General features: G+C 70.8%; 16 protein-coding genes, 1 tRNA gene and 4 pseudogenes. 10 read left to right on the top strand and 11 right to left on the bottom strand.

All coding sequences use genetic code 11. The annotated features are described in order from the left end of the window. Nucleotides 1-33: 33 nt before the first annotated feature. A pseudogene (locus AB0N06_RS01880) lies at nucleotides 34-126 on the top strand (hypothetical protein); the annotation flags it as partial. A gap of 12 nt (nucleotides 127-138) precedes the next feature. On the opposite strand, the gene AB0N06_RS01875 reads toward AB0N06_RS01880, so the two are convergent. From AB0N06_RS01875 to AB0N06_RS01855, 5 genes and pseudogenes are all read right to left on the bottom strand, one after another. Next, entirely contained in the window at nucleotides 139-450 is a 312-nt protein-coding gene (locus AB0N06_RS01875) for a DUF202 domain-containing protein (RefSeq protein WP_366132812.1), read from the bottom strand. Further along, on the bottom strand, nucleotides 447-842 hold the full coding sequence (locus tag AB0N06_RS01870; RefSeq protein WP_366132811.1) for a DUF202 domain-containing protein: 396 nt from the start codon (nucleotides 840-842) through the stop codon (nucleotides 447-449). Before AB0N06_RS01870 ends, AB0N06_RS01875 begins: the two co-directional genes overlap by 4 nt. 9 nt (nucleotides 843-851) lie before the next feature. Next, entirely contained in the window at nucleotides 852-1,397 is a 546-nt protein-coding gene (locus AB0N06_RS01865; protein ID WP_366132810.1) for an NUDIX domain-containing protein, read from the bottom strand. A 45-nt stretch (nucleotides 1,398-1,442) separates the two neighbouring features. Beyond that, a pseudogene (locus AB0N06_RS01860) lies at nucleotides 1,443-1,755 on the bottom strand (SDR family oxidoreductase); the annotation flags it as partial. 51 nt (nucleotides 1,756-1,806) lie between these two features. Beyond that, complete coding sequence (locus tag AB0N06_RS01855) at nucleotides 1,807-2,700, bottom strand: DMT family transporter (protein WP_366132809.1); 894 nt, start codon at nucleotides 2,698-2,700, stop codon at nucleotides 1,807-1,809. A 181-nt stretch (nucleotides 2,701-2,881) separates the two neighbouring features. On the opposite strand from AB0N06_RS01855, the gene AB0N06_RS01850 reads away from it, so the two are divergent. The 3 genes and pseudogenes from AB0N06_RS01850 to AB0N06_RS01840 form a co-directional block, all read left to right on the top strand. After that, nucleotides 2,882-4,540, top strand: coding sequence for an FAD-binding dehydrogenase (locus AB0N06_RS01850; protein ID WP_366132808.1), 1,659 nt, complete (start codon nucleotides 2,882-2,884; stop codon nucleotides 4,538-4,540). A 337-nt stretch (nucleotides 4,541-4,877) separates the two neighbouring features. After that, nucleotides 4,878-5,108: pseudogene (locus tag AB0N06_RS01845) on the top strand (hypothetical protein); the annotation flags it as partial. Further along, a pseudogene (locus AB0N06_RS01840) lies at nucleotides 5,026-5,282 on the top strand (hypothetical protein); the annotation flags it as partial. The pseudogenes AB0N06_RS01845 and AB0N06_RS01840, both read left to right, overlap by 83 nt. A gap of 352 nt (nucleotides 5,283-5,634) precedes the next feature. Here AB0N06_RS01840 and AB0N06_RS01835 read toward each other — a convergent pair. Both AB0N06_RS01835 and AB0N06_RS01830 read right to left on the bottom strand, forming a co-directional pair. Further along, a complete protein-coding gene (locus AB0N06_RS01835) occupies nucleotides 5,635-7,032 on the bottom strand; it encodes a gluconate:H+ symporter (protein ID WP_366132807.1) in 1,398 nt (465 codons plus the stop codon). 11 nt (nucleotides 7,033-7,043) lie between these two features. Then, entirely contained in the window at nucleotides 7,044-7,553 is a 510-nt protein-coding gene (locus AB0N06_RS01830) for a gluconokinase (protein ID WP_366132806.1), read from the bottom strand. Between the two features lie 144 nt (nucleotides 7,554-7,697). Between AB0N06_RS01830 and AB0N06_RS01825 the strand changes: the two genes are divergently transcribed. After that, on the top strand, nucleotides 7,698-8,399 hold the full coding sequence (locus AB0N06_RS01825) for a FadR/GntR family transcriptional regulator (protein WP_358858084.1): 702 nt from the start codon (nucleotides 7,698-7,700) through the stop codon (nucleotides 8,397-8,399). 86 nt (nucleotides 8,400-8,485) lie between these two features. Here AB0N06_RS01825 and AB0N06_RS01820 read toward each other — a convergent pair whose 3' ends face one another. Next, on the bottom strand, nucleotides 8,486-9,205 hold the full coding sequence (locus tag AB0N06_RS01820) for a TetR/AcrR family transcriptional regulator (protein ID WP_366132805.1): 720 nt from the start codon (nucleotides 9,203-9,205) through the stop codon (nucleotides 8,486-8,488). 99 nt (nucleotides 9,206-9,304) lie between these two features. Between AB0N06_RS01820 and AB0N06_RS01815 the strand changes: the two genes are divergently transcribed. The 4 genes from AB0N06_RS01815 (at nucleotide 9,305) to AB0N06_RS01800 (ending at nucleotide 14,415) form a co-directional block, all read left to right on the top strand. Further along, entirely contained in the window at nucleotides 9,305-10,825 is a 1,521-nt protein-coding gene (locus AB0N06_RS01815) for an APC family permease (protein WP_366132803.1), read from the top strand. 58 nt (nucleotides 10,826-10,883) lie between these two features. Continuing rightward, nucleotides 10,884-12,527 carry an amidohydrolase gene (locus tag AB0N06_RS01810; RefSeq protein WP_366132802.1) on the top strand — a complete coding sequence of 548 codons (1,644 nt, stop codon included), beginning with the start codon at nucleotides 10,884-10,886 and terminating at the stop codon, nucleotides 12,525-12,527. Between the two features lie 170 nt (nucleotides 12,528-12,697). Beyond that, complete coding sequence (locus tag AB0N06_RS01805; RefSeq protein ID WP_366132801.1) at nucleotides 12,698-13,786, top strand: S-(hydroxymethyl)mycothiol dehydrogenase; 1,089 nt, start codon at nucleotides 12,698-12,700, stop codon at nucleotides 13,784-13,786. After that, nucleotides 13,786-14,415 (top strand): MBL fold metallo-hydrolase, encoded by a 630-nt coding sequence (locus AB0N06_RS01800; RefSeq protein WP_366132800.1) that lies wholly within the window; start codon nucleotides 13,786-13,788, stop codon nucleotides 14,413-14,415. The genes AB0N06_RS01805 and AB0N06_RS01800 overlap by 1 nt, the downstream gene beginning before the upstream one ends. A gap of 10 nt (nucleotides 14,416-14,425) precedes the next feature. On the opposite strand, the gene AB0N06_RS01795 is transcribed toward AB0N06_RS01800, so the two are convergent. Then, complete coding sequence (locus tag AB0N06_RS01795; protein ID WP_366132799.1) at nucleotides 14,426-15,361, bottom strand: pseudouridine synthase; 936 nt, start codon at nucleotides 15,359-15,361, stop codon at nucleotides 14,426-14,428. Nucleotides 15,362-15,624: 263 nt separating this feature from the next. Beyond that, nucleotides 15,625-18,510, bottom strand: a complete 2,886-nt coding sequence (locus tag AB0N06_RS01790; protein WP_366132798.1) for a glycoside hydrolase family 2 TIM barrel-domain containing protein — start codon at nucleotides 18,508-18,510, stop codon at nucleotides 15,625-15,627. Between the two features lie 423 nt (nucleotides 18,511-18,933). On the opposite strand from AB0N06_RS01790, the gene AB0N06_RS01785 reads away from it, so the two are divergent. Further along, nucleotides 18,934-19,578 carry a GAP family protein gene (locus tag AB0N06_RS01785; RefSeq protein ID WP_366132797.1) on the top strand — a complete coding sequence of 215 codons (645 nt, stop codon included), beginning with the start codon at nucleotides 18,934-18,936 and terminating at the stop codon, nucleotides 19,576-19,578. Nucleotides 19,579-19,717: 139 nt separating this feature from the next. Here the strand turns inward: AB0N06_RS01785 and AB0N06_RS01780 are convergent. After that, nucleotides 19,718-19,805 (bottom strand) — tRNA-Leu (locus AB0N06_RS01780). Nucleotides 19,806-19,832 lie beyond the last annotated feature (27 nt).

Genomic DNA, 19,832 nt, shown 5'->3' with positions numbered 1-19,832 from the left:
GGAGTGCCACCTCCAGTCCGGACCGGAGGCCGTTTTCCGCTGGAGCAGGCCGCCGACGCCCAGCGCCTCAACGAGGAGGAACGCACCCGCGGAAAGATCGTCGTTACTGTCCCCTGGGACGACTGACCGGCGCACTCCTCAGAAGATCACTGCCGCGGCGAACACCGCGAGCGCGATCGTGCACGCGGCCGCCGTCAAGGCGCTGCGCGGTGCCAGTGGCTGCGGCCGCGCGGTCCCCATCCCCAGCACCCGCCGGTGCGCCACCCGCAGAAACGCAAGCCAGGCCAGTGCGCTCAGCGACACGGCAACGATCCCGGCCGGGGTCGCACCCCCGTGCAGCGCCGCCTTGCCCGCCAGCAGTGCCACCACCGTGCAGGACAAGGTGGTGCGCCGCCACGCCAGCCGGGTCCGCTCGGGCTGCAGTCCGGGGTCCCGCTCCTCGGTGGTCACCGGCCCTCCCAGCCGAAGAGGACCACCACCACCATCGCGACGGCGACGCCGGCGACAGCGACGCTGAGCAGCGTCGGGAACCGGGAGACCGGCAGGTCCTCGCCGCGCCGCATCGCCCGCTCGCACTGCACCCAGTGGTTGACCGCCCGCAGGGAACAGAAGACACCGGCGGCGAGCAGTCCGAGCGCCAACCCCGCCCTGACCCCCCAGGCCAGTCCCGGCAGGAACTGGTCGACGGCGAACCCGCCGCCGATGAGCGCAAGGGCCGTCCGGATCCAGGCGAGGAAGGTGCGTTCGTTGGCGAGCGAGAAGCGGTAGTCGGGGGTATCGCCCTCTTCACGGATCCGCAGCGGCGCAAACCACAGCTTCACACCTTGTACGAACTCTTTCACGCCCGAACCTTATCGATCACTTTGTCGCCGACCGCCCGTCGGAGCGTGGCCTGCCCGGTACTCCCGCAGTCGGCGGTACGTCTCCAGACCGTCCGGCACCCACTCCCAGTCGCCGAGCCGCTCCGCCAGTTCGCCATCGGTGAGGAAGGTGTGCCAGGCGACCTCCTCCACCTGCGGGTTCACCGGAAGCTCGCACCGCACCTGGTAGACGTACGACCACCAGGTGTGCTTTCCGCCCGTGTAGAGGAACTTGAAGAGCGGTTCGGGGCGGGGGAGCCCCCAGACCCCGAGCTCCTCCTCGGCCTCCCGCAGCGCCGCCTCGTCGTACGACTCGCCCGCGCCGACCACCCCACCGACGAACATGTCGTAGTGCGAGGGAAAGACCAGCTTGGTCGCGGTCCTGCGGTGCACGAAGAGACGGCCCTCGGCGTCCCGGGCCTCGATGAAGACGCAGCGATGGCGCAGGCCTCGCGCGGTCGCCTCACCGCGCGAGGCCTGCCCCACGACCTCGTCATTCTCGTCGACGATGTCCAGGATCTCGTCAGCAGCAGTCATGCCACCCATCCAACCTCAGGCCGGAGTCCCGGACCCGGCCGGGGATCACTGACCCATGACGTACTGCACGGTCGCACTGGTGGTCCAGCGCTTCCACGGCGCGCTCGGCGCCGGTGATGCAGGAGGCGGCGTCCGAGAGCAGGAAGGTCACGGCCTGGGCGATCTCGGACGGCTCGCCGACCCGGCCCATCGCGGTGTTCGGGTGGTTGACCTCGCCCTGCTGGATGCCGACCGCCGCGGTCATCGGCGTGCAGACCGTGCCCGGGTGGACGGAGTTCACCCGCACCTTCGCCGTGCCCGGCTCCACCGCGCCGACCTTCGTGAGGCCGCGGCCGCCCCACTTGGACGCGCCGTAACCGGGCACGGCGACCGCCGCCGAAGGACGGGCAGCGGGCCGCCCGGCCGCCCGTCAGTACGGCTGGAGGCTGCGCCTGCGGTGATGGTGGCCGCGCCCCTCCGGCATCGCCGGATGCAGCCCCAGCAGCACGATCCCGACGACGATCGCCGTCAGACCCGTCGCCTGCCAGGCCAGCGCGGCCGCGTCGGTGCGCAGCTGGTCGCCGAGGAACCCGACCCCGCAGGCGATCCCGGCCAGCGGCTGGGCGGCGGTCAGCGCGGGCAGCGACGTCCGCAGCGGCCCCGTCTCGAAGGCGCTCTGCACCAGGATCAGACCCGTCACGCCCAGCACCACCACCGCGTACGGCTGCCAGGCCGTCACCAGTGCCGTCCACCCCCCGTCCGACAGCCGCTGTCCGCTCACCCGGGTCAGCGCGTCCTGGAGGCCGTACAGCAGCCCGGCCGCCACCGCGAGCAGAGCGGGGGCAGCTCCGTGCTGCGAGCGCTTCGCGAACGTGGTCAGCGTCATGGCTATGCCCACGACCACACCGATCACCAGCCAGTGCCGCAGCTCGTTCGTGATCACCTCGCCACCCTGCGGCCGGCCTCCCAGCAGGAAAGCGGTGACCCCGCCGGCCAGCAGCCAGAGCCCCGCCCAGCCCTGCCGGCCCAGCCGCTGCCCGGTGCGATGGCGCGACAGAGCCATCGCGAAGAGCAGATTGGTCGCCAGCAGCGGCTCGACGACGGACACCTCGCCCTTGCCCAGGGCCAGCGCCCCCAGCGCCATGCCGCAGACCATCAGTCCGATCCCGGCCAGCCAGCTCGGCACCCGCATCAGGTCGAGCAGCAGCCGGGGGGAGAGGAAGTCGCTCCTCGGGGCGTGCTCGGCAGCGGCCTGCTGCAGGACAAAGCCGAATCCCAGACAGCAGGCAGCGCTCACGGCAAGTACGAGGACCAGCACCGACACGCTTCCCTTCCTCAAGTCCGGCCAGGGGAGGGTGATTTGTTTCGACGATAGCGCCTCGGTGGCAGGGGTGCGGCCGGAGCGCCGCCGACCGGGCGGTTGACGCCGCACCGGCCGGTGCCCAAGATCTGACGCACGAGTAACTTCCGGTTCGCTCCGGCCCGCCCCGACAAGGATGGAACCCATGGCGTACGACGCTGATGTGATCGTGATCGGGGCAGGACTCGCGGGTCTCGTGGCCACCGCCGAGCTCGTCGACGCGGGCCGCACGGTGATCCTGCTCGACCAGGAGCCCGAGCAGTCGATCGGCGGTCAGGCGCACTGGTCCTTCGGAGGTCTCTTCCTCGTCGACTCGCCCGAGCAGCGCCGCATGCGGATCAAGGACAGCCAGGAGTTGGCCCTTCAGGACTGGCTCGGCACGGCGGGGTTCGACCGCAAGGAGGACCACTGGCCACGGAAGTGGGCCGAGGCGTACGTCGATTTCGCGGCCGGGGAGAAGCGGTCCTGGCTGCACGCCCAGGGGCTGCGGATCTTCCCCGTCGTCGGCTGGGCCGAACGCGGCGGTTACGGCGCGACCGGCCACGGCAACTCGGTACCCCGTTTCCACATCACCTGGGGCACCGGCCCCGGTGTCGTCGCTCCGTTCGAACGCCGGGTCCGCGAGGGCGTCACCAAGGGGCTTGTCCGGCTGAGGTTCCGCCACCGGGTCACCGGTCTCGGCCGCACCGCGGGCGCTGTCGACACCGTGACCGGCGAAGTCCTGGAACCGAGCGGCGCCGAGCGCGGTACGGCGAGCAGCCGCGAGGCGACCGGCACCTTCGAGCTGAAGGCACAGGCGGTGATCGTCACCTCCGGCGGCATCGGCGGCAACCATGACCTTGTCCGCGCCCAGTGGCCCGAGCGGCTCGGCACCCCGCCCGCGAAGATGCTCTCCGGGGTGCCCGCCCATGTCGACGGGCTGATGCTCGCGATCACCGAGGAGGCGGGCGCCCACCACATCAACCGCGATCGGATGTGGCACTACACCGAGGGCATCGAGAACTGGAACCCGATCTGGGCCAAGCACGGCATCCGGATCCTGCCGGGCCCCTCCTCGCTCTGGCTGGACGCCCGCGGCAAGCGGCTGCCGGTCCCGCTGTTCCCTGGCTTCGACACGCTCGGCACCCTCGAACACATCATGAAGTCCGGCCACGGCTACACCTGGTTCGTTCTCGACCAGAAGATCATCGGGAAGGAGTTCGCGCTCTCCGGCTCCGAGCAGAACCCCGACCTGACCGGGAAGTCGGTCCGTGACGTGATCGGCCGGGCGCGCGCCGACGTGCCGGGCCCGGTCAAGGCGTTCATGGACAAGGGCGTGGACTTTGTCGTCGAGAAGGACCTCGACGCGCTGGTCCGCGGCATGAACGCGCTCACCGGCGAGCAGCTGATCGACGCGGACGCGCTGCGCCGCGAGATCACCGCCCGGGACCGCGAGATCGCCAATCCGTTCACCAAGGATCTCCAGATCACGGCGGTCCGCGGGGCCCGCACCTATCTGGGCGACAGGCTGATCCGTACGGCGGCACCGCACCGCATCCTCGACCCGAAGGCCGGCCCGCTGATCGCCGTGCGGCTGAACATCCTCACCCGCAAGTCGCTCGGCGGACTGGAGACGGACCTCTCGTCGCGGGTGCTGACCGAGGACGGCACGCCGCTCGCCGGTGTGTACGCGGCGGGGGAGGCGGCCGGATTCGGCGGCGGAGGGGTGCACGGCTACCGCTCGCTCGAAGGGACGTTCCTCGGCGGCTGCATCTTCTCCGGGCGGGTGGCGGGCCGCGCCGCGGCAGAGGCGGTCGGCGCCTGAGGGGTGTCCCGTCATGTCATCCCTGGCGGACCGGCCCGCGGCGTCGGATGCGGTGCATCGCACGGCGGAGGGGCGTCCGCATCTGGCCGGATCAGGGAGCGGCTGGTGTCGCCGTGGCGCGTGCAGCCGCCGGCGGAGGAGGGAACGAGCCGGCGACCGACGACAACAGCGCAGACACAACCGAGCTGAAAATGGGCGCAGTTGATCGATCCGGCTCTTGATGTGGAGCCCCGCCTACCGCTTTGCTGTGGCGCGTTCGGCATGTCTGTACCCACCTCGTACGTGTTTGCGCCAGGCCCGTACCGTGCTCGTACTCGTGCCGTAAAGGAAGCCGGCGGTGTCGCCGCCCCCGCCTCACCTGGGCCGCTCCCGAAGACGGGGCGGGCGCTCCGGCCATCCCTTCGACGCGGCACTCGACGACACCGAACTCATCGACGTACGAGGACAGTTCACCCAGGGGCGGTGGACCAGGGCCCGATCCCTGCTGGTCGCCACCGGCCATGACTGGGACCGCCGTGGCCACCGCGTCGTCTCTCTCGCCGAGACCCCGTCCGCGGCCGGATGGGCCCGCGTTCGTCGGGTTCGAACAGGCGCCGGTGTACGCAGAGGAGACCAGCCGCCCGCAGATCGTCGTCTCCTGGGTGATGTTCCTCGCCGTTGGTTACGCCGGCCTGTTCCTCGCGATCGGCTCCTGGGGGACTTCGACGTACTCGTCGGATCCGGTCCAGGCTCGGTGCTCAACTGGCTGCTGCCCGGAGTCGTCGTCGCCGCGCTGCTCATCGGCCTGGGCACGAGGCGTTCCAGTTGGAGAAGGCTGCGGAAAGCGGTGCGGTCCACCACTGAGGCCCGTCGCCCTGGGGACGTCTGGTGCGTGCGATCGCACGCACCAGACGCCGTTCCTCATGGGGCACACATTGCCGGGCGCGGCACTAGTGCCCCAACAGGCAACGTTCGCCCCGTCGCGACGCCCGGCACGCACTCTCGCCGCACCGGCCGAAAACCCAAGTACATCCAGTACGAGGGCTTCCGGCCGGCACGCCGACAGCACGCACCGGACGCCGCTCCTTTACGGGCAAACGTTGCCTGCCGCGGCACTAGAGGACCAGCGACAGCAGCAGGATGAAGCCGAGCGAGACCACGGAGATGATGGTCTCCATCACCGACCAGGTCTTCACCGTCTGGCCGACGCTCATCCCGAAGTACTCCTTCACCAGCCAGAAACCGGCGTCGTTGACGTGGCTGAAGAAGAGCGAGCCCGCACCGACGGCGAGGACCAGCAGCGCAGCGTGCGACGTCGACATGTCGGCGGCGAGCGGGGCGACCAGACCGGCCGCCGAGATCGTGGCCACGGTCGCCGAGCCGGTCGCGAGCCGGATCGCGACGGCGATCAGCCAGCCCAGCAGCAGCGCCGGGATCGACCAGTCCTTGGAGAAGTCCAGGATCATCTGGCCCACACCGGCGTCGATGAGGGTCTGCTTGAAGCCACCGCCCGCACCGACGATCAGCAGCACGCCCGCGATCGGGGCGAGGGACTTCTCGACGGTGACGGAGAGCCGGCCCTTGCTGAAACCGGCTGCCCGGCCCAGCGTGAACATTCCGACTATGACGGCCGCGAGGAGCGCGATCAGCGGCGAGCCGATCACATCGGTGACCCGCTGGACGTGGTTCTCCGGGTTGTCCACGACGATGTCGACGAGGGCCTTGGCCAGCATCAGCACGACGGGCAGCAGGATGGTCGCCAGCGTGGCGCCGAAGCTGGGGCGACGCTCCAGGTCCTCCGACGGACGCTGCGGGATCATCTTCTCGGGCGCCTCGATGTCCACCCAGCGTGCGGCGTAACGGGAGAAGACGGGCCCCGCGATGATCACGGTCGGGATGGCGACCAGGACACCGAGCGCCAGCGTGACACCGAGGTTGGCGCCGAGGGCGTCGATCGCCACCAGCGGGCCGGGGTGCGGGGGGATCAGCCCGTGCATCACGGAGAGACCGGCCAGTGCCGGGATACCGATCCGCATCAGGGAGTAGTTGCCGCGCTTGGCGACAAGCAGCACGACCGGGATCAGCAGCACGATGCCGACCTCGAAGAAGAGCGGCAGACCGATGATCGAGGCGATGAGGACCATCGCCCACGGCATGGCGCGCCCGCCCGCCTTCGCGAGAATCGTGTCGACGATCTGGTCCGCGCCGCCGGAGTCGGCGAGCAGCTTGCCCAGGATGGCGCCGAGCGCGATCAGGACACCGACGCCCGCGACGGTCGAGCCGAGACCGGCGGTGAAGCTGGCGATCGTCTTGGCGGGCGCGGCACCGGCGAAGGAGCCGAGGGCCAGCGAGCCGATGGTCAGCGCGAGGAACGCGTGCAACTTGAACTTGGTGATCAGCAGAACGATGACGGCGATGCCGGCCAGGACGGCAATGCCCAACTGCGCGTTGCCTGCCGAAGTGATCGGTTCGACGGCGTCCGCTGCCAACATCTCGACGCTGAGACTGGTCACGGTGGGGATCCTTAGTCTTCGAGCCGGCGCAGCGCGGCGACGGCTCGCTGGGTGATTTCTTCGGGGGTGCCGGACACATCGACGGAGACGCCGGCCTCGTCCTCCTGCAGCGGCTGCAGGGTGGCGAACTGCGAGTCGAGCAGCGCGGTCGGCATGAAGTGGCCCTTGCGGTCCGCCATGCGCTCCTTGATGAGGGCCCGGTCGCCGGTCAGGTGGAGGAAGACGGCACCGGGGGCCTCGGCGCGCAGCCGGTCGCGGTAGACCCGCTTGAGCGCCGAGCTGCTGACGACACCGCCGAGTCCGGCCCGGTCGTGAGCCCACTGCCCGATCGCATCGAGCCAGGGCCACCGGTCGGAGTCGTCCAGCGGGGTGCCGGCCGACATCTTGGCGATGTTCGCCGCGGGATGGAAGTCGTCGCCCTCGGCGTACGGAACGCCGAGTTCGGCGGCGAGCAGGGGACCGATCGTGGTCTTGCCGGTCCCTGCCACGCCCATCACCACGACTACGTGGGGGGTGCTCATTGGTGGTGCCTCGCTGTCTCCGTCGATGTCGTCCTCGACACCGGTCCGTCGCGCTACTGAAACCTATACGTACGACTTATTCAAGATTCTGTGACGTAAAAGTCGTACTTTTTGTTCGAGGTGCGTGCCCCGTAGGCTTTGCCCATGACCACACAGGGCCCCGGGCTGCATACACACGTGCTGGACACCCTGGGTCTGGAGATCGCCGCGGGGGAGTGCCCGCCGGGCCGGGTGCTGCGCACCGACGAGCTGGCCCAGCGCTTCGACGTCTCGCGCACGGTCGTCCGCGAAGTGATCCGGGTCCTCGAATCCATGCACCTGGTCGAGTCCCGGCGCCGGGTCGGCGTGACCGTACAGCCGACCGAGGCGTGGAACGTCTACGATCCGCAGGTCATCCGGTGGCGACTGGCCGGCACCGACCGGCCGCGCCAGCTGCGCTCCTTGACCGTCCTGCGCTCGGCGATCGAACCGGTCGCGGCCGGACTCGCCGCCCGGCACGCCACGCCGGAGCAGTGCGCCGCCCTCACCGAGTGCGCACTCGGCATGGTCGCGACCTCACGCGGCCAGCAGCTGGAGGGATACCTGGAGCACGACATCGCGTTCCACCGGATCGTGCTCAACGCCTCCGGCAACGAGATGTTCGCGCGGCTCGGGGACGTCGTCGCGGAGGTGCTGGCGGGACGCACCCACCACCAGGTGATGTTCGAGGATCCGGACCCTGCGGCGGTCACGCTCCACGTACGGCTCGCGGAAGCGGTGCGGGAGGGCGACGTCGCGGAGGCGGAGCGGCTGACGAAGGAGATCGCGGTGGGCGCCCTGCACGAACTGGACGTGCTCGCCCCCTGAGACCGCGGGCACGCGTCGTGCGGGGACCCGCCCCGGAACCGCGGGCCGCGGCCCGGATTCGGGGGGCCAGGGCCCGGACGCGTCGGTCAGTGCCCGGACTTCACATGCTGCAGCCGGCCGGCGGCTGACGCGAGCACCATTTCCAGCGCCGCCCCGTACCCGCTCCGGCTCATCTCCGCCACCAGGACCGGGGCGATCGTCGCGATGTTCGGATGCTCGGCGGCCGGCAGTCGTGCGTACGTCTCCTGCCACGCCTGGACCTCCAGCGCGCGAGCCCGCTCCGACAGCACCAGCGTCGACGCGTCCAAGGCGGCGAACGACAGCGTCAGGTCCACGAACACGTGGTAGATCCGCGCCGCCTCCCCGTCCGGGAATCCCGCCCCGCGCAGAAGCCCGAGGATGGTCTCCACGGCCTGGATCTCATGCGTACGACCGGTGACCCGCGCACACGTCAGCATCGCCGCTTGTGGATGCGCCAGGCAGTTGGCGTGCATGCGAAGCCCCAAGTCGCGCAGGTCGGCCCGCCAGTCCCCGTTGGCCCGCCAGTCGCGCAGGGTGTGGCCGATCAGCTCGTCGGCCACCGCCAGCAGCAGGTCGTCCGTGTCCCGGAAGTACCGGTAGACCGCGCTCGGGTCGCAGCCCAGCGCCGCACCCAGCCGGCGCACGGTGAGCGCCGCCGCCCCGTGCTCGCCGATCAGCCGCAGCGCCGTCTCGATGATCAGCTGCTCCGACAGCACCGTGCCCTGTTTGGTGGGACGCCTGCGGCGCCGTGCGCTCTCGGGCACCACCCGCTCGCTCGCGCTCATGCGGGCACCTTATGACAACGGTGTTGACGCGCGGAACCCCCGAGGAGTTCGATGTTCCGCCAGCGGGGCCGAAAAGCGCCCCTCGGCGAAGGAGCCACCTTGACGGTCTCACCCACCCCCTACGGCAGCGACCCACCAGCCGCCTCGACCCTCAAGAAGAGCCTCGGCGTCGTCGACGGAATCGCCATCGCCGCTTCCTCCACCGCCGCGACCACCAGCATCGGCATCGGCCTGGGCGTCACCGCCGGCGCCGTCGGCCTGCACCTGCCGATCATCATGCTGCTGGGGTTCCTTCCCATCCTCGGCATTGCGGGCGCCTACTCCCGGCTCAACCGGGTCGAGCCCAACATGGGCAGCGGCTATGTCTGGGTCGGCCGCTCCCTGAGCCCCTGGCTCGGCTTCCTCGTCGGCTGGATCGGCATCGTCTCCACGGTCGTCTTCCTCTCGTACACCACGACCGTCACCGGCTCCGCACTGCTCCAACTCGCAAGCGAGGGCGGGCTGCACCAGCTCGCCGGGCTTCGCCTCGACCCGGGCTCCACCGCCCAGTCGACCGTCCTCGGCATCGTCGTCCTCATCGCCGTCACCGTCACCGCGATCATCGGCACCAGGTCCGCTGCCAACCTGCAGAAGTACCTCCTCGTCTTCGAGTACGCCGTGCTGCTCGGGTTCTGCGGATACGGACTGGCCGTCGGATCGCACCCGTTCAGCCTGGACTGGATCAACCCGTTCACCATCCCCTCCGGACAGCAGCTCGCCCAGGGGCTTCTTCTCTCGGTCTTCTGCTACTGGGGGTTCGAGTCGTCGTTCAGCGTCAACGAGGAGATCCGCGACCCGCAGGATGCCTCCAAGGCCGGACTCATCACTCTGGTCACCATGCTCGGCCTCTTCCTCCTCGGCTCCTTCGCCTTCCAGCGTGTCCTCTCGCTGGACGAGCTGACCGGACACGGCGCCCAGGGACTCACCTACTTCGGCGACCGGCTCGCCGCCCAGCCGCTCGCCGCACTCCCCTTGATCGCCCTCACCTTCTCCGCCATCGCCTCGCTCCAGTCCGGCGTGATTCCGACCGTGCGCGGCATGTTCGCGATGAGCCGGGACCGCACCCTCGGACCGATCTGGACCAAGGTCAGCCCGCGGTACGGCACACCGGTGGCCGGAACCATCGCGATCGGCTGCATCGCCGCCGCCGTCGCCGTCCTGTCCCTGGTCATTCCGAAGGTCGGCGACCTCATCCTGGCCTCCGTCAACGCGATCGGTGTCGTCGTCTCGCTGTACTACGCGCTCACCGCACTGGCTGCTGCCGCCCGCTTCCGCGGGGCGCTGCGCGAGAGCTGGACCGAGGCCCTGCGGGCCGTGGTGATCCCGGTGCTCAGTGCCGTCGCGCTGCTCGGCCTCGGCGGCTATCTCTGCTGGACCTTCTACACCTCCGCCGACCACTTCGAGATCAACCCGGACAACGGCTGGTTCATGCTGTTCTGCCCGGCGGTCATGCTGCTGACCGGTGTGGGTGCGGCGGCCTGGGCCAAGTGGGTAAGGAAGTCCCCGTACTTCACCACCGGCCGCTCCCTCGCCGCCACCGAACCGGCAGTCACCGAACCGGCAGTCGTCGAAATGGCCTGACCCCCGTACTCCCGCCACTCTCACCCCCCGCACGGCCCTCACCGAAACGGAACAACCCATGCACCACGCCCCCGCCGATCTCGTCCTCACCGGCGGCCCGGTCCTCACCATGGACGCCGCGCGCAGCCGCGCCACCACCGTCGCCGTCACCGGCGACCGCATCACCGCCGTCGGCCACGACGAGGTGCGCGAACTGATCGGCCCCGGAACCGAAGTCGTCGACCTCGCCGGGCGGCTGCTCGTCCCCGGCTTCCAGGACGCACACGTCCACCCCGTCTCGGCCGGTCTCGAGCTCGCCCAGTGCAACCTCACGGACACCCGCACGGCGACGGACACGCTCGCCGCCGTGCGGGCGTACGCCGACAGCCACCCCGACCAGGAGTGGATCACCGGCGGCGGCTGGTCCATGGAGGCCTTCGACGGCGGCAGCCCGACCAGGGACCAGCTCGACACCGTCGTACCCGACCGGCCCGTCTTCCTGGTCAACCGAGACCACCACGGCGCCTGGGCCAACACCCGCGCCCTGACGCTCGCCGGCGTCACCCGGGACACCCCGGACCCCGCCGACGGCCGCATCGAGCGCGACGACCGGGGCGAGCCCACCGGACTCCTCCAGGAGGGCGCCATGGACCTGGTTGCCCGCCACACCCCGCACTCCACCCCCGCCGACCGGCTCGCCGGCCTGCTCCGTGCCCAGCGCCTGCTCCACTCGTACGGGATTACCGCGTGGCAGGACGCCATCGTCGGTGCCTACGGCTCGATGGACGACGTGTCCGACGCCTATCTGACCGCCGCCCGCGACGGCTCGCTCACCGCCCGGGTCGTCGGCGCCCTGTGGTGGGACCGCGAACGCGGCGCCGAGCAGATCCCCGAACTCGTCGCCAGGCGGCAGGAGTTGACCTTCGGGCAGTTTCGCGCCGGTTCGGTGAAGATCATGCAGGACGGGGTCGCCGAAACCGGCACCGCCGCCCTGCTCACCCCGTACCTCGACGCCTGCGGCTGCGCCACCGCCAACAGCGGCACCAGCTTCGTCGACCCCGTCGAACTGCGCCGGTATGTCACCGAACTGGACGCCCTCGGCTTCCAGGCGCACTTCCACGCCCTCGGCGACCGCGCCGTGCGCGAGGCACTCGACGCCGTCGAGGCCGCCCGTGCCGCCAACGGCCGTACCGACACCCGCCCCCACCTCGCCCACCTCCAGATCGTCCACCCCGACGACATCGCCCGGTTCCGGGAGCTCGGCGCCACCGCCAACATCCAGCCGCTCTGGGCCGCCCACGAACCGCAGATGGACGAGCTGACCATCCCCTTCCTGGGCGACGAACGGGCCGCGCTGCAGTATCCGTTCGGCGCACTGCTCCGCTCCGGCGCGACCGTCGCCGCCGGCAGCGACTGGCCGGTCAGCAGTGCCGACCCGCTGCACGGCATCCACACCGCGGTCAACCGGATCGCACCGGACGGCGAGGGGCCGGTCTTCCTGCCGGGGGAGCGCATCGGACTCACGGCCGCGATCGCCGCGTACACAGCAGGTTCGGCCTATGTGAACCACCTGGACGACACCGGCTCGCTGCGTGCCGGGGCCCTCGCCGACATGGTGGTCCTGGACCGCGACCCGTACGCGGGGCCGCCCGAGGAGATCGGCGCCACCCGCGTCCTCCAGACGTACGTCGGAGGGCGCCGGGTCCACGACACGGAGGCCTGACCCGCCGACAGGCGGCCCCCGCGGAGCCTCCGCCGAGGGCCGCCTGTCGCGCACCACCGTGCCGCCGCTGCCGGGACACCCACGACCGCGTACGGTTGTTCGTGTTCGATCTTCGAATGTCGGTCGAACATCAGAGAAGCCGGGACCGTCACGACAAGGGAGACCACGGTATGGCGCAGCAGGTGCAAGGGGTCATCGCACCGGGAAAGAACGAGCCGGTACGGGTCGAGACGATCGTGATCCCGGACCCCGGTCCCGGTGAGGCCGTGGTGAAGATCCAGACGTGTGGCGTCTGCCACACCGACCTGCACTACAAGCAGGGCGGCATCAACGACGACTTCCCGTTCCTGCTCGGCCACGAGGCCGCGGGCATCGTGGAGTCCGTCGGCGAGGGGGTCACGGACGTCGAGCCCGGCGACTTCGTCGTCCTCAACTGGCGTGCGGTCTGCGGGCAGTGCCGGGCGTGTCGGCGCGGCCGCCCCTGGTACTGCTTCAACACGCACAACGCCAAGCAGAAGATGACGCTGCTGGACGGCACCGAGCTGTCGCCCGCGCTCGGCATCGGAGCGTTCGCGGAGAAGACCCTGGTCGCCGCGGGCCAGTGCACCAAGGTCGACCCCGAGGTCTCCCCGGCCACCGCCGGACTGCTCGGCTGCGGCGTCATGGCGGGCATCGGGGCCGCGATCAACACCGGCGAGGTCGGCCGTGGCGACTCGGTCGCCGTCATCGGCTGCGGCGGCGTCGGCGACGCAGCCGTCATGGGTGCCCGGCTGGCCGGCGCCGCGAGGATCATCGCGGTGGACATTGACGACCGCAAGCTGGATACGGCGAAGAAGAAGATGGGTGCCACGCACACCGTCAACTCCCGCACCACCGACCCGGTCGAGGCGATCCGCGCCCTGACCGGTGGCAACGGCGCCGATGTCGTCATCGAGGCCGTCGGCCGCCCGGAGACGTACAAGCAGGCGTTCTACGCCCGCGACCTCGCCGGCACGGTCGTCCTGGTCGGCGTCCCCACCCCGGAGATGCAGCTCGAACTGCCGCTGCTCGACGTGTTCGGCCGCGGCGGCTCACTCAAGTCGTCCTGGTACGGCGACTGCCTGCCCTCGCGCGACTTCCCGATGCTCATCGACCTGCACCAGCAGGGCCGGATCGACCTCGGTGCGTTCGTCACGGAGACCATCGGCCTCGGCGACGTCGAGCAGGCATTCACCCGGATGCACGAGGGTGACGTGCTGCGCTCGGTGGTGGTGTTCTGATGACGGCCCGCATCGACCACCTCGTCACCTCCGGCACCTTCGCCCTCGACGGCGGCGAGTGGGACGTCGACAACAACGTCTGGATCATCGGCGACGACACCGAGGCGATCGTCATCGACGCCGCCCATGATCCGGTCGCTATCGAGGACGCGCTCCGCGGCCGCACGCTGCGCGCCATTGTCTGCACGCACGCCCACAACGACCACATCGACGCGGCCCCGGCCCTCGCCGACGCCACGGGTGCGCCGATCCTGCTGCACCCCGACGACCTGCCGCTGTGGAAGCAGACCCACCCGCACCGCACGCCCGACGCCGAACTGGCGGAGGGCCAGGAGCTGCAGATCGCCGGGACCACACTCCAGGTCCTGCACACGCCCGGTCATGCCCCGGGAGCGGTCTGCCTGTACGCCCCCGAGCTGTCCACCGTCTTCACCGGGGACACGCTCTTCCAGGGCGGCCCCGGTGCCACCGGGCGGTCGTTCTCGCACTTCCCGACGATCGTCGCGTCGATCAGGGACCGGCTGCTCGCACTGCCGGCGGACACCACCGTCCGTACCGGACACGGCGACTCCACCACGATCGGCGCCGAGGCGCCGCACCTCGACGAGTGGATCGCCCGCGGGCACTGACGTCAGTGGATCACCGGTCCGGCCACGCGGAGAGCCGCAGCCCGCTCTCGAAGCGGCGCGGCACGCCCGTGACCGGATCGGTGAACTCCAGCACCCGGGCAAGGAGCTGCAGCGGACGCGTCCAGTCGTCCGTCACCCCCTCCGGTTCGACCACCGGATAGACCGGATCATGGACGAGCGGCAGGCCCAGACTGTTCATATGAACCCGGAGCTGGTGGGTGCGCCCGGTGGCGGGCAGCAAACGGTAGCGGCCCAGCCCCGCCCGGTGCTCCAGCAGCTCGATCCAGCTCTCGCTGTTCGCCTCGCCCGGCTCCTCCCGTGCCGCGATCACCCCGCGCTCCTTGACGATCCGGCTGCGTACGGTGCGCGGGAAGGTCTGCGCCGGGTCGTACGGTGCCACCGCCTCGTACTCCTTGCGCACCCGCTTGTCGCGGAACAGCGTCTGGTACGCGCCCCGGTCCTCGGGCCGTACGACGAAGAGCACCAGGCCCGCCGTCAGCCGGTCCAGCCGGTGCGCGGGCTGCAACGACGGCAGATCCAGCTCACGGCGGAGCCGGGCCACGGCTGTCTCGGTGATGTGCCGGCCGCGCGGTGTCGTGGCGAGGAAGTGCGGCTTGTCGGCGACGACGAGATGCGCGTCGCGGTACACGACACCGACGGGGAACGGCACCGGTTCCTCGGGCGCGAAGTCCCGGTGGAACCAGAGATACCGGCCCGCCGTGTACGGCTCGTCAGGCGCCACGGGCTCCTGCACCGAGACGAACCTGCCCTCGGCGAGCATGGCGTCCACCCGGTCCGCCCCGATCGCACCGCCGAACCGCGCCAGCAGATGGTCACGGACCGTCGCCCACTCCCCGCCCGGATCCTCAGGGAGCCGTACCCGCACCGGGTCGATCCCGTCCCGCTGTGGCAGGGGCGCCGACGGGGGCTTCGCCCGGCCCCTCATCGCGAGGTCCCGGCCGGTGCGTCGGCGCCCGGGGCGCGGCAGCTGCTGACGGTGCTGGTGGTCATGATGCCGGTCATCCTGTCACAGCGTCGGCGCAGCTCACCGGCGGTGTCGGACCGCACACCCCGGAGCGCGGAGCGACCGAGTGCGCCGCGCCGGTCCGCGACAGCCTGCGCGCCCAACACCTCGTCCCCGTACACCTGTTGCGTCGGCCGGCACGGGTTCCCGGTCCGGCGGCCACCGGACCGGGAAGGAGCCGTACCTCACCCCACGGGTGAGAACACGAACGAGAATTCCGTCTCGGCCGCGTCGAGGCGGTACTCCGGCAGCACCCCAGGCCCGCACGACTGCGACCCGATGCCCTGCAGCGCGTGATCCAGGTGGACCCAGACGGTCTCCCCGGCCACCAGATCCGGCCCGTGCCCCGCGGCGTCCAGTTGCTCGCTCGTCCACCGCCGTGCGGAGAACCAGAACGGCGCGCCACCCACGGCGCGCACCCCGGCACCGTCGTCGTCCGTCAGCTCCGCCCAGCGGACATCGGCCCGGGCGCCGTTCTCCTGCGGCCGGACGTACGGGGTCTGCATCGCATCGACGGACATCTCCCACCGCCCGAGCATCGAGGCGGCCCGGGTGTCCGGGTACGCCTCGCCGGGCCCGCCGCCGAACCACCGCGCCCCGCCGTACGCGGCAGGCAGCCCGAACCGGATCCCGAGCCGGGGCAGCGGCACCCTCCACTCGCCCTCGGGCGTCACGGACACGGTGAGCCCGAGCCGTTCCCCGTCGGCGGTCCACCGGTACTGCGTACGCAGCCCCGTATCCACCCCGGCAGGCGCCACCCGTGTCCGCACAGTCAGCGAGTCCTCGCCCACCTCCACGGCGTCGATCCGGTGACGCATCCGGTGCAGCCCCAACTCCCGCCACCGCAGCCCGTACCGCTCGTCCGGCTGCCAGGCCGCACCGTTGTCGTTGTCGGTGGGCGCCCGCCACACATCGAGCCGCGGCGCCTCCACCGGTACGTCCCCGAGCCGGACCAACGCCCCGGTCGCCGCATCGAAGACGCCGCACCCGAGGATGATCACCCCGTCAGCCGCCTCCGGTCGCGAGCCCACCGCGGTCGCAGCAGGCACCACCGCCCCGACCGCCTGCTGCCCCCAGGCCACCACATGCCCGCGTCCCGCCCACGCGGCGTCCTCGGCGAGCACCGCCCGCACGGTCCACACGCCCTCGCCGCCCTCCGGGAGTGCCACCTCGGCGTGGGCTCCGGGCGCCAGGCCGGGCACGGTGAGCGGGCCCGATGCGCGCAGCTCCCCGGCCACTTCGTGCGACCAGACGAACTCCAGGTGGCCGAGGTCCGCGAAGTCGTACCCGTTGACGATCCGGACGGTTCCCGCGGACGCCCCGGCCTCGATCCGTACCGGCTCGATGACCTTCTTGTACTCGATCAGCCCCGGGGAGGGCGTGCGGTCCGGGAAGACGAGTCCGTCGCAGACGAAGTTGCCGTCGTGCAGCTCCTCGCCGAAGTCCCCGCCGTAGGCGAAGCCGTACTCGGGGTGGGCGAATCCGTGGTCGATCCACTCCCAGACGAACCCGCCCTGGCAGCGCTCGTACTGCTCGAAGAGCCGCTGGTACTCGCTCAGTCCGCCGGGGCCGTTGCCCATCGCGTGCCCGTACTCGCACATGATGAACGGCATCGCGCGCCGCCGGGCGTCCAGCGCCGGGTCGCCCCACGGGTCCTCGGCCCGCTTCCCGATCAGCTCGACCTCGGCGTGGGTCGGATACATCCGCGAGTACAGGTCGACGTCCTTGCAGGAGAGATCGCCCTCGTAGTGCACCAGCCGGTCCGGATCGCGGTCCTTGACCCACTCGGCCATCGCCGTGAGCCCGCGCCCCGACGCGCACTCGTTGCCGAGCGACCAGATGATCACCGAGGCGTGGTTCTTGTCGCGCTCCACCATGCGTGCGGCCCGGTCGAGCAGCGCCGGGGTCCACCGTTCGTCGTCGACCGGGTTGTTGCGCCACTCCAGGTCGACAAAGCCATGTGTCTCCAGATCGCACTCGTCGATCACCCAGAGCCCGAGCTCGTCGCAGAGATCCAGGAACGCCGGGTGCGGCGGGTAGTGGCTGGTCCGTACGGCATTGATGTTGTGCCGCTTCATCAGCACCAGATCGCGCCGCATCGTGTCCGCGTCCACGGTCCGCCCGGTCGTGGGGTGGAACTCGTGCCGGTTCACCCCGCGGAAGAGCACCCGCCGGCCGTTGACCTTGACGAGCCCGTCCTCGACGGCGACGGTACGGAATCCGATCCGCAGCGGTATCCGCTCACCGGCCGTCACCAGCTCACCGTCGTAGAGCCGGGGCGTCTCGGCGGTCCACGGCTCGACCGGCACGGTCACCGCCTCGTCCGTTGCGATATCGACCCCCAGCGCGGGCACCAGGACTCGCCCCTCGGCGCCGTCGCACTCCACTCGCAGCGTCCCGGTCCCGGCGCGGTGGTCGTAGCCGGCGTGCACGAAGAAGTCCCGGGGCGCGCCGTCCGGCCGGTGCAGCAGCGTGACGTCCCGGAAGATCCCCGGCAGCCACCACTGGTCCTGGTCCTCCAGATAGCTCCCGGACGACCACTGGTGCACCCGCACGGCCAGTACGTTGCCCTCAGCCCGCACGACCCCGCCGACCGCGAACTCGTGCGGCAGCCGGGACCCCTTGAAATCCCCCAGTTCCTCGCCGTTGAGCCAGACCCGGGCGGCGGACTCCACCCCGTCGAACCGCAGCACGCACTCGCCGCCCTCCGGCCACCCGGCCGGCAGGTCGAAGGCCAGCAGATGGTCGCCGGTCGGATTCTCGGTCGGCACGAGCGGCGGATCGACAGGGAAGGGGTAGATGACGTTGGTGTACGCGGGAGCTCCGCCGGCTCCCTGCAGCACCCAGTGCCCGGGCACCGCGACCGTTCCCCAGCCGGACGCGTCGAACCCGGACTGTGCGAACGAGGCGTCCTCGGCGGAAGCGGTCGGGGAGAGCCGGAACCGCCACTCCCCGTTCAACGACATCCGCCCGGCGTCCGACCCCGCGTACCAGGACCGGGGCGGCAGCCCGCCCGATCCGGGGGACACATCCATGTACCAAGGGAGCGGGTGCGTACGCGTACGGCTCATGATCCTCCTTGGACCGCAACGCCCGGTTCGCTGTCGCTGCAGGACGTTAACCATGCATGAACCGTTTCAACAAGGGGTTGGGGGCTCGTGTAGGGGGCCCCGCGCCGGCAGTTCCTGCGCCGGATCGCCGGCTGCGCCTTCAGCCCAGCCGGACGCATTCGGCCCATCGGCGCCGTGGCCGGTTTGACGCGATGATGCCCGCCCAACACAGTCGACATGTGCGACCCGATGTCCTCACCACGACCCGCGCCCGCGCACGCCCGGCCCGATCTCCGGCTGTCGGCAGACACTACGGGAAGGCAGTGACGGCCGAGAGCCGGGGCGAGGCGGGGGCTCTGCCGTCCCGCGCGCCCGATACCCCTGGCCTCGGGGAGCCGCGCGGACACGGGCATCGGGACGGGACCGGCCACGCGGCCGGCAGCGATGGTCGTTGACCTCGTCGTCATCGGTACGGCCATCACGCTCGGGCCCCTGCACAACAGTGCCTTCATTCTGCTGCTGACCGCCGACAGGGGGGTGCGCAGGGGGCTTGTGTTCATCCTGTCGTGGCTCGCGGGCCTCCTGATGGTGATCGCCGCCGTGATCCTGCTGACCGGCGGCACGCCCCCGGCGCGCCAGAGCGTTCCGTCGACCGCGGCGCTCGCGGGCAAGCTGGCCCTGGGCCTGGGGCTCGTCGCGTACGGCGAACGCAAGCGGCGCCGTCCGCGCCGCCCCCGCCACGCACCCAAGTGGATGGAGAGACCGGACCGCGTGTCCGGATGGACGGCGGCCGGACTGGCGATCCTGTTGCAGCCCTGGGCCATGGTCGGTGCCGGAGCCGCCACGGCGGTGGACGCGAATCTCTCCTCGATCGCGACCACGCTGGCCCTGACGGGGTTCTGTGTCCTGGCCACCTCCAGCCTGCTGGCGATGGAGCTGTACACCACCTTCTCGCCCGTCGCGGCAGAGGCCAAGCTGCGAGGGCTGCGCGACTGGCTCGACACCCATCAGGACCAGGCGATCGTGTCACTGTCACTTCTGCTGGGGCTGTGGCTGGTCGCCGACAGCATCTACCAGCTCGTCAAGTGAGGACGGCAGCCCCGGACCGACCGCCACCACCACCGATGCGGACCGGAGCGCCGGCGCCGGGCGCCACACCAAAAAGCGGATGCGGGCCGAGGTGATCCTCGACCCGCATCCGCTCGATCTCCCGTGAAGGGAGACCTTCTGGTGTCCGAGGGGGGACTTGAACCCCCACGCCCGATAAAGGGCACTAGCACCTCAAGCTAGCGCGTCTGCCATTCCGCCACCCGGACAAGGTGTCTGTCTCGCGGGCCTTGCCC

Origin of the sequence: Streptomyces sp. NPDC051020, from assembly GCF_040683105.1 — a bacterium.
In the GTDB taxonomy this organism is placed as follows: Bacteria; Actinomycetota; Actinomycetes; order Streptomycetales; family Streptomycetaceae; genus Streptomyces.
Note: the sequence above shows the minus strand (reverse complement) of the source record. Positions and strands in the feature narration are given on the sequence as shown.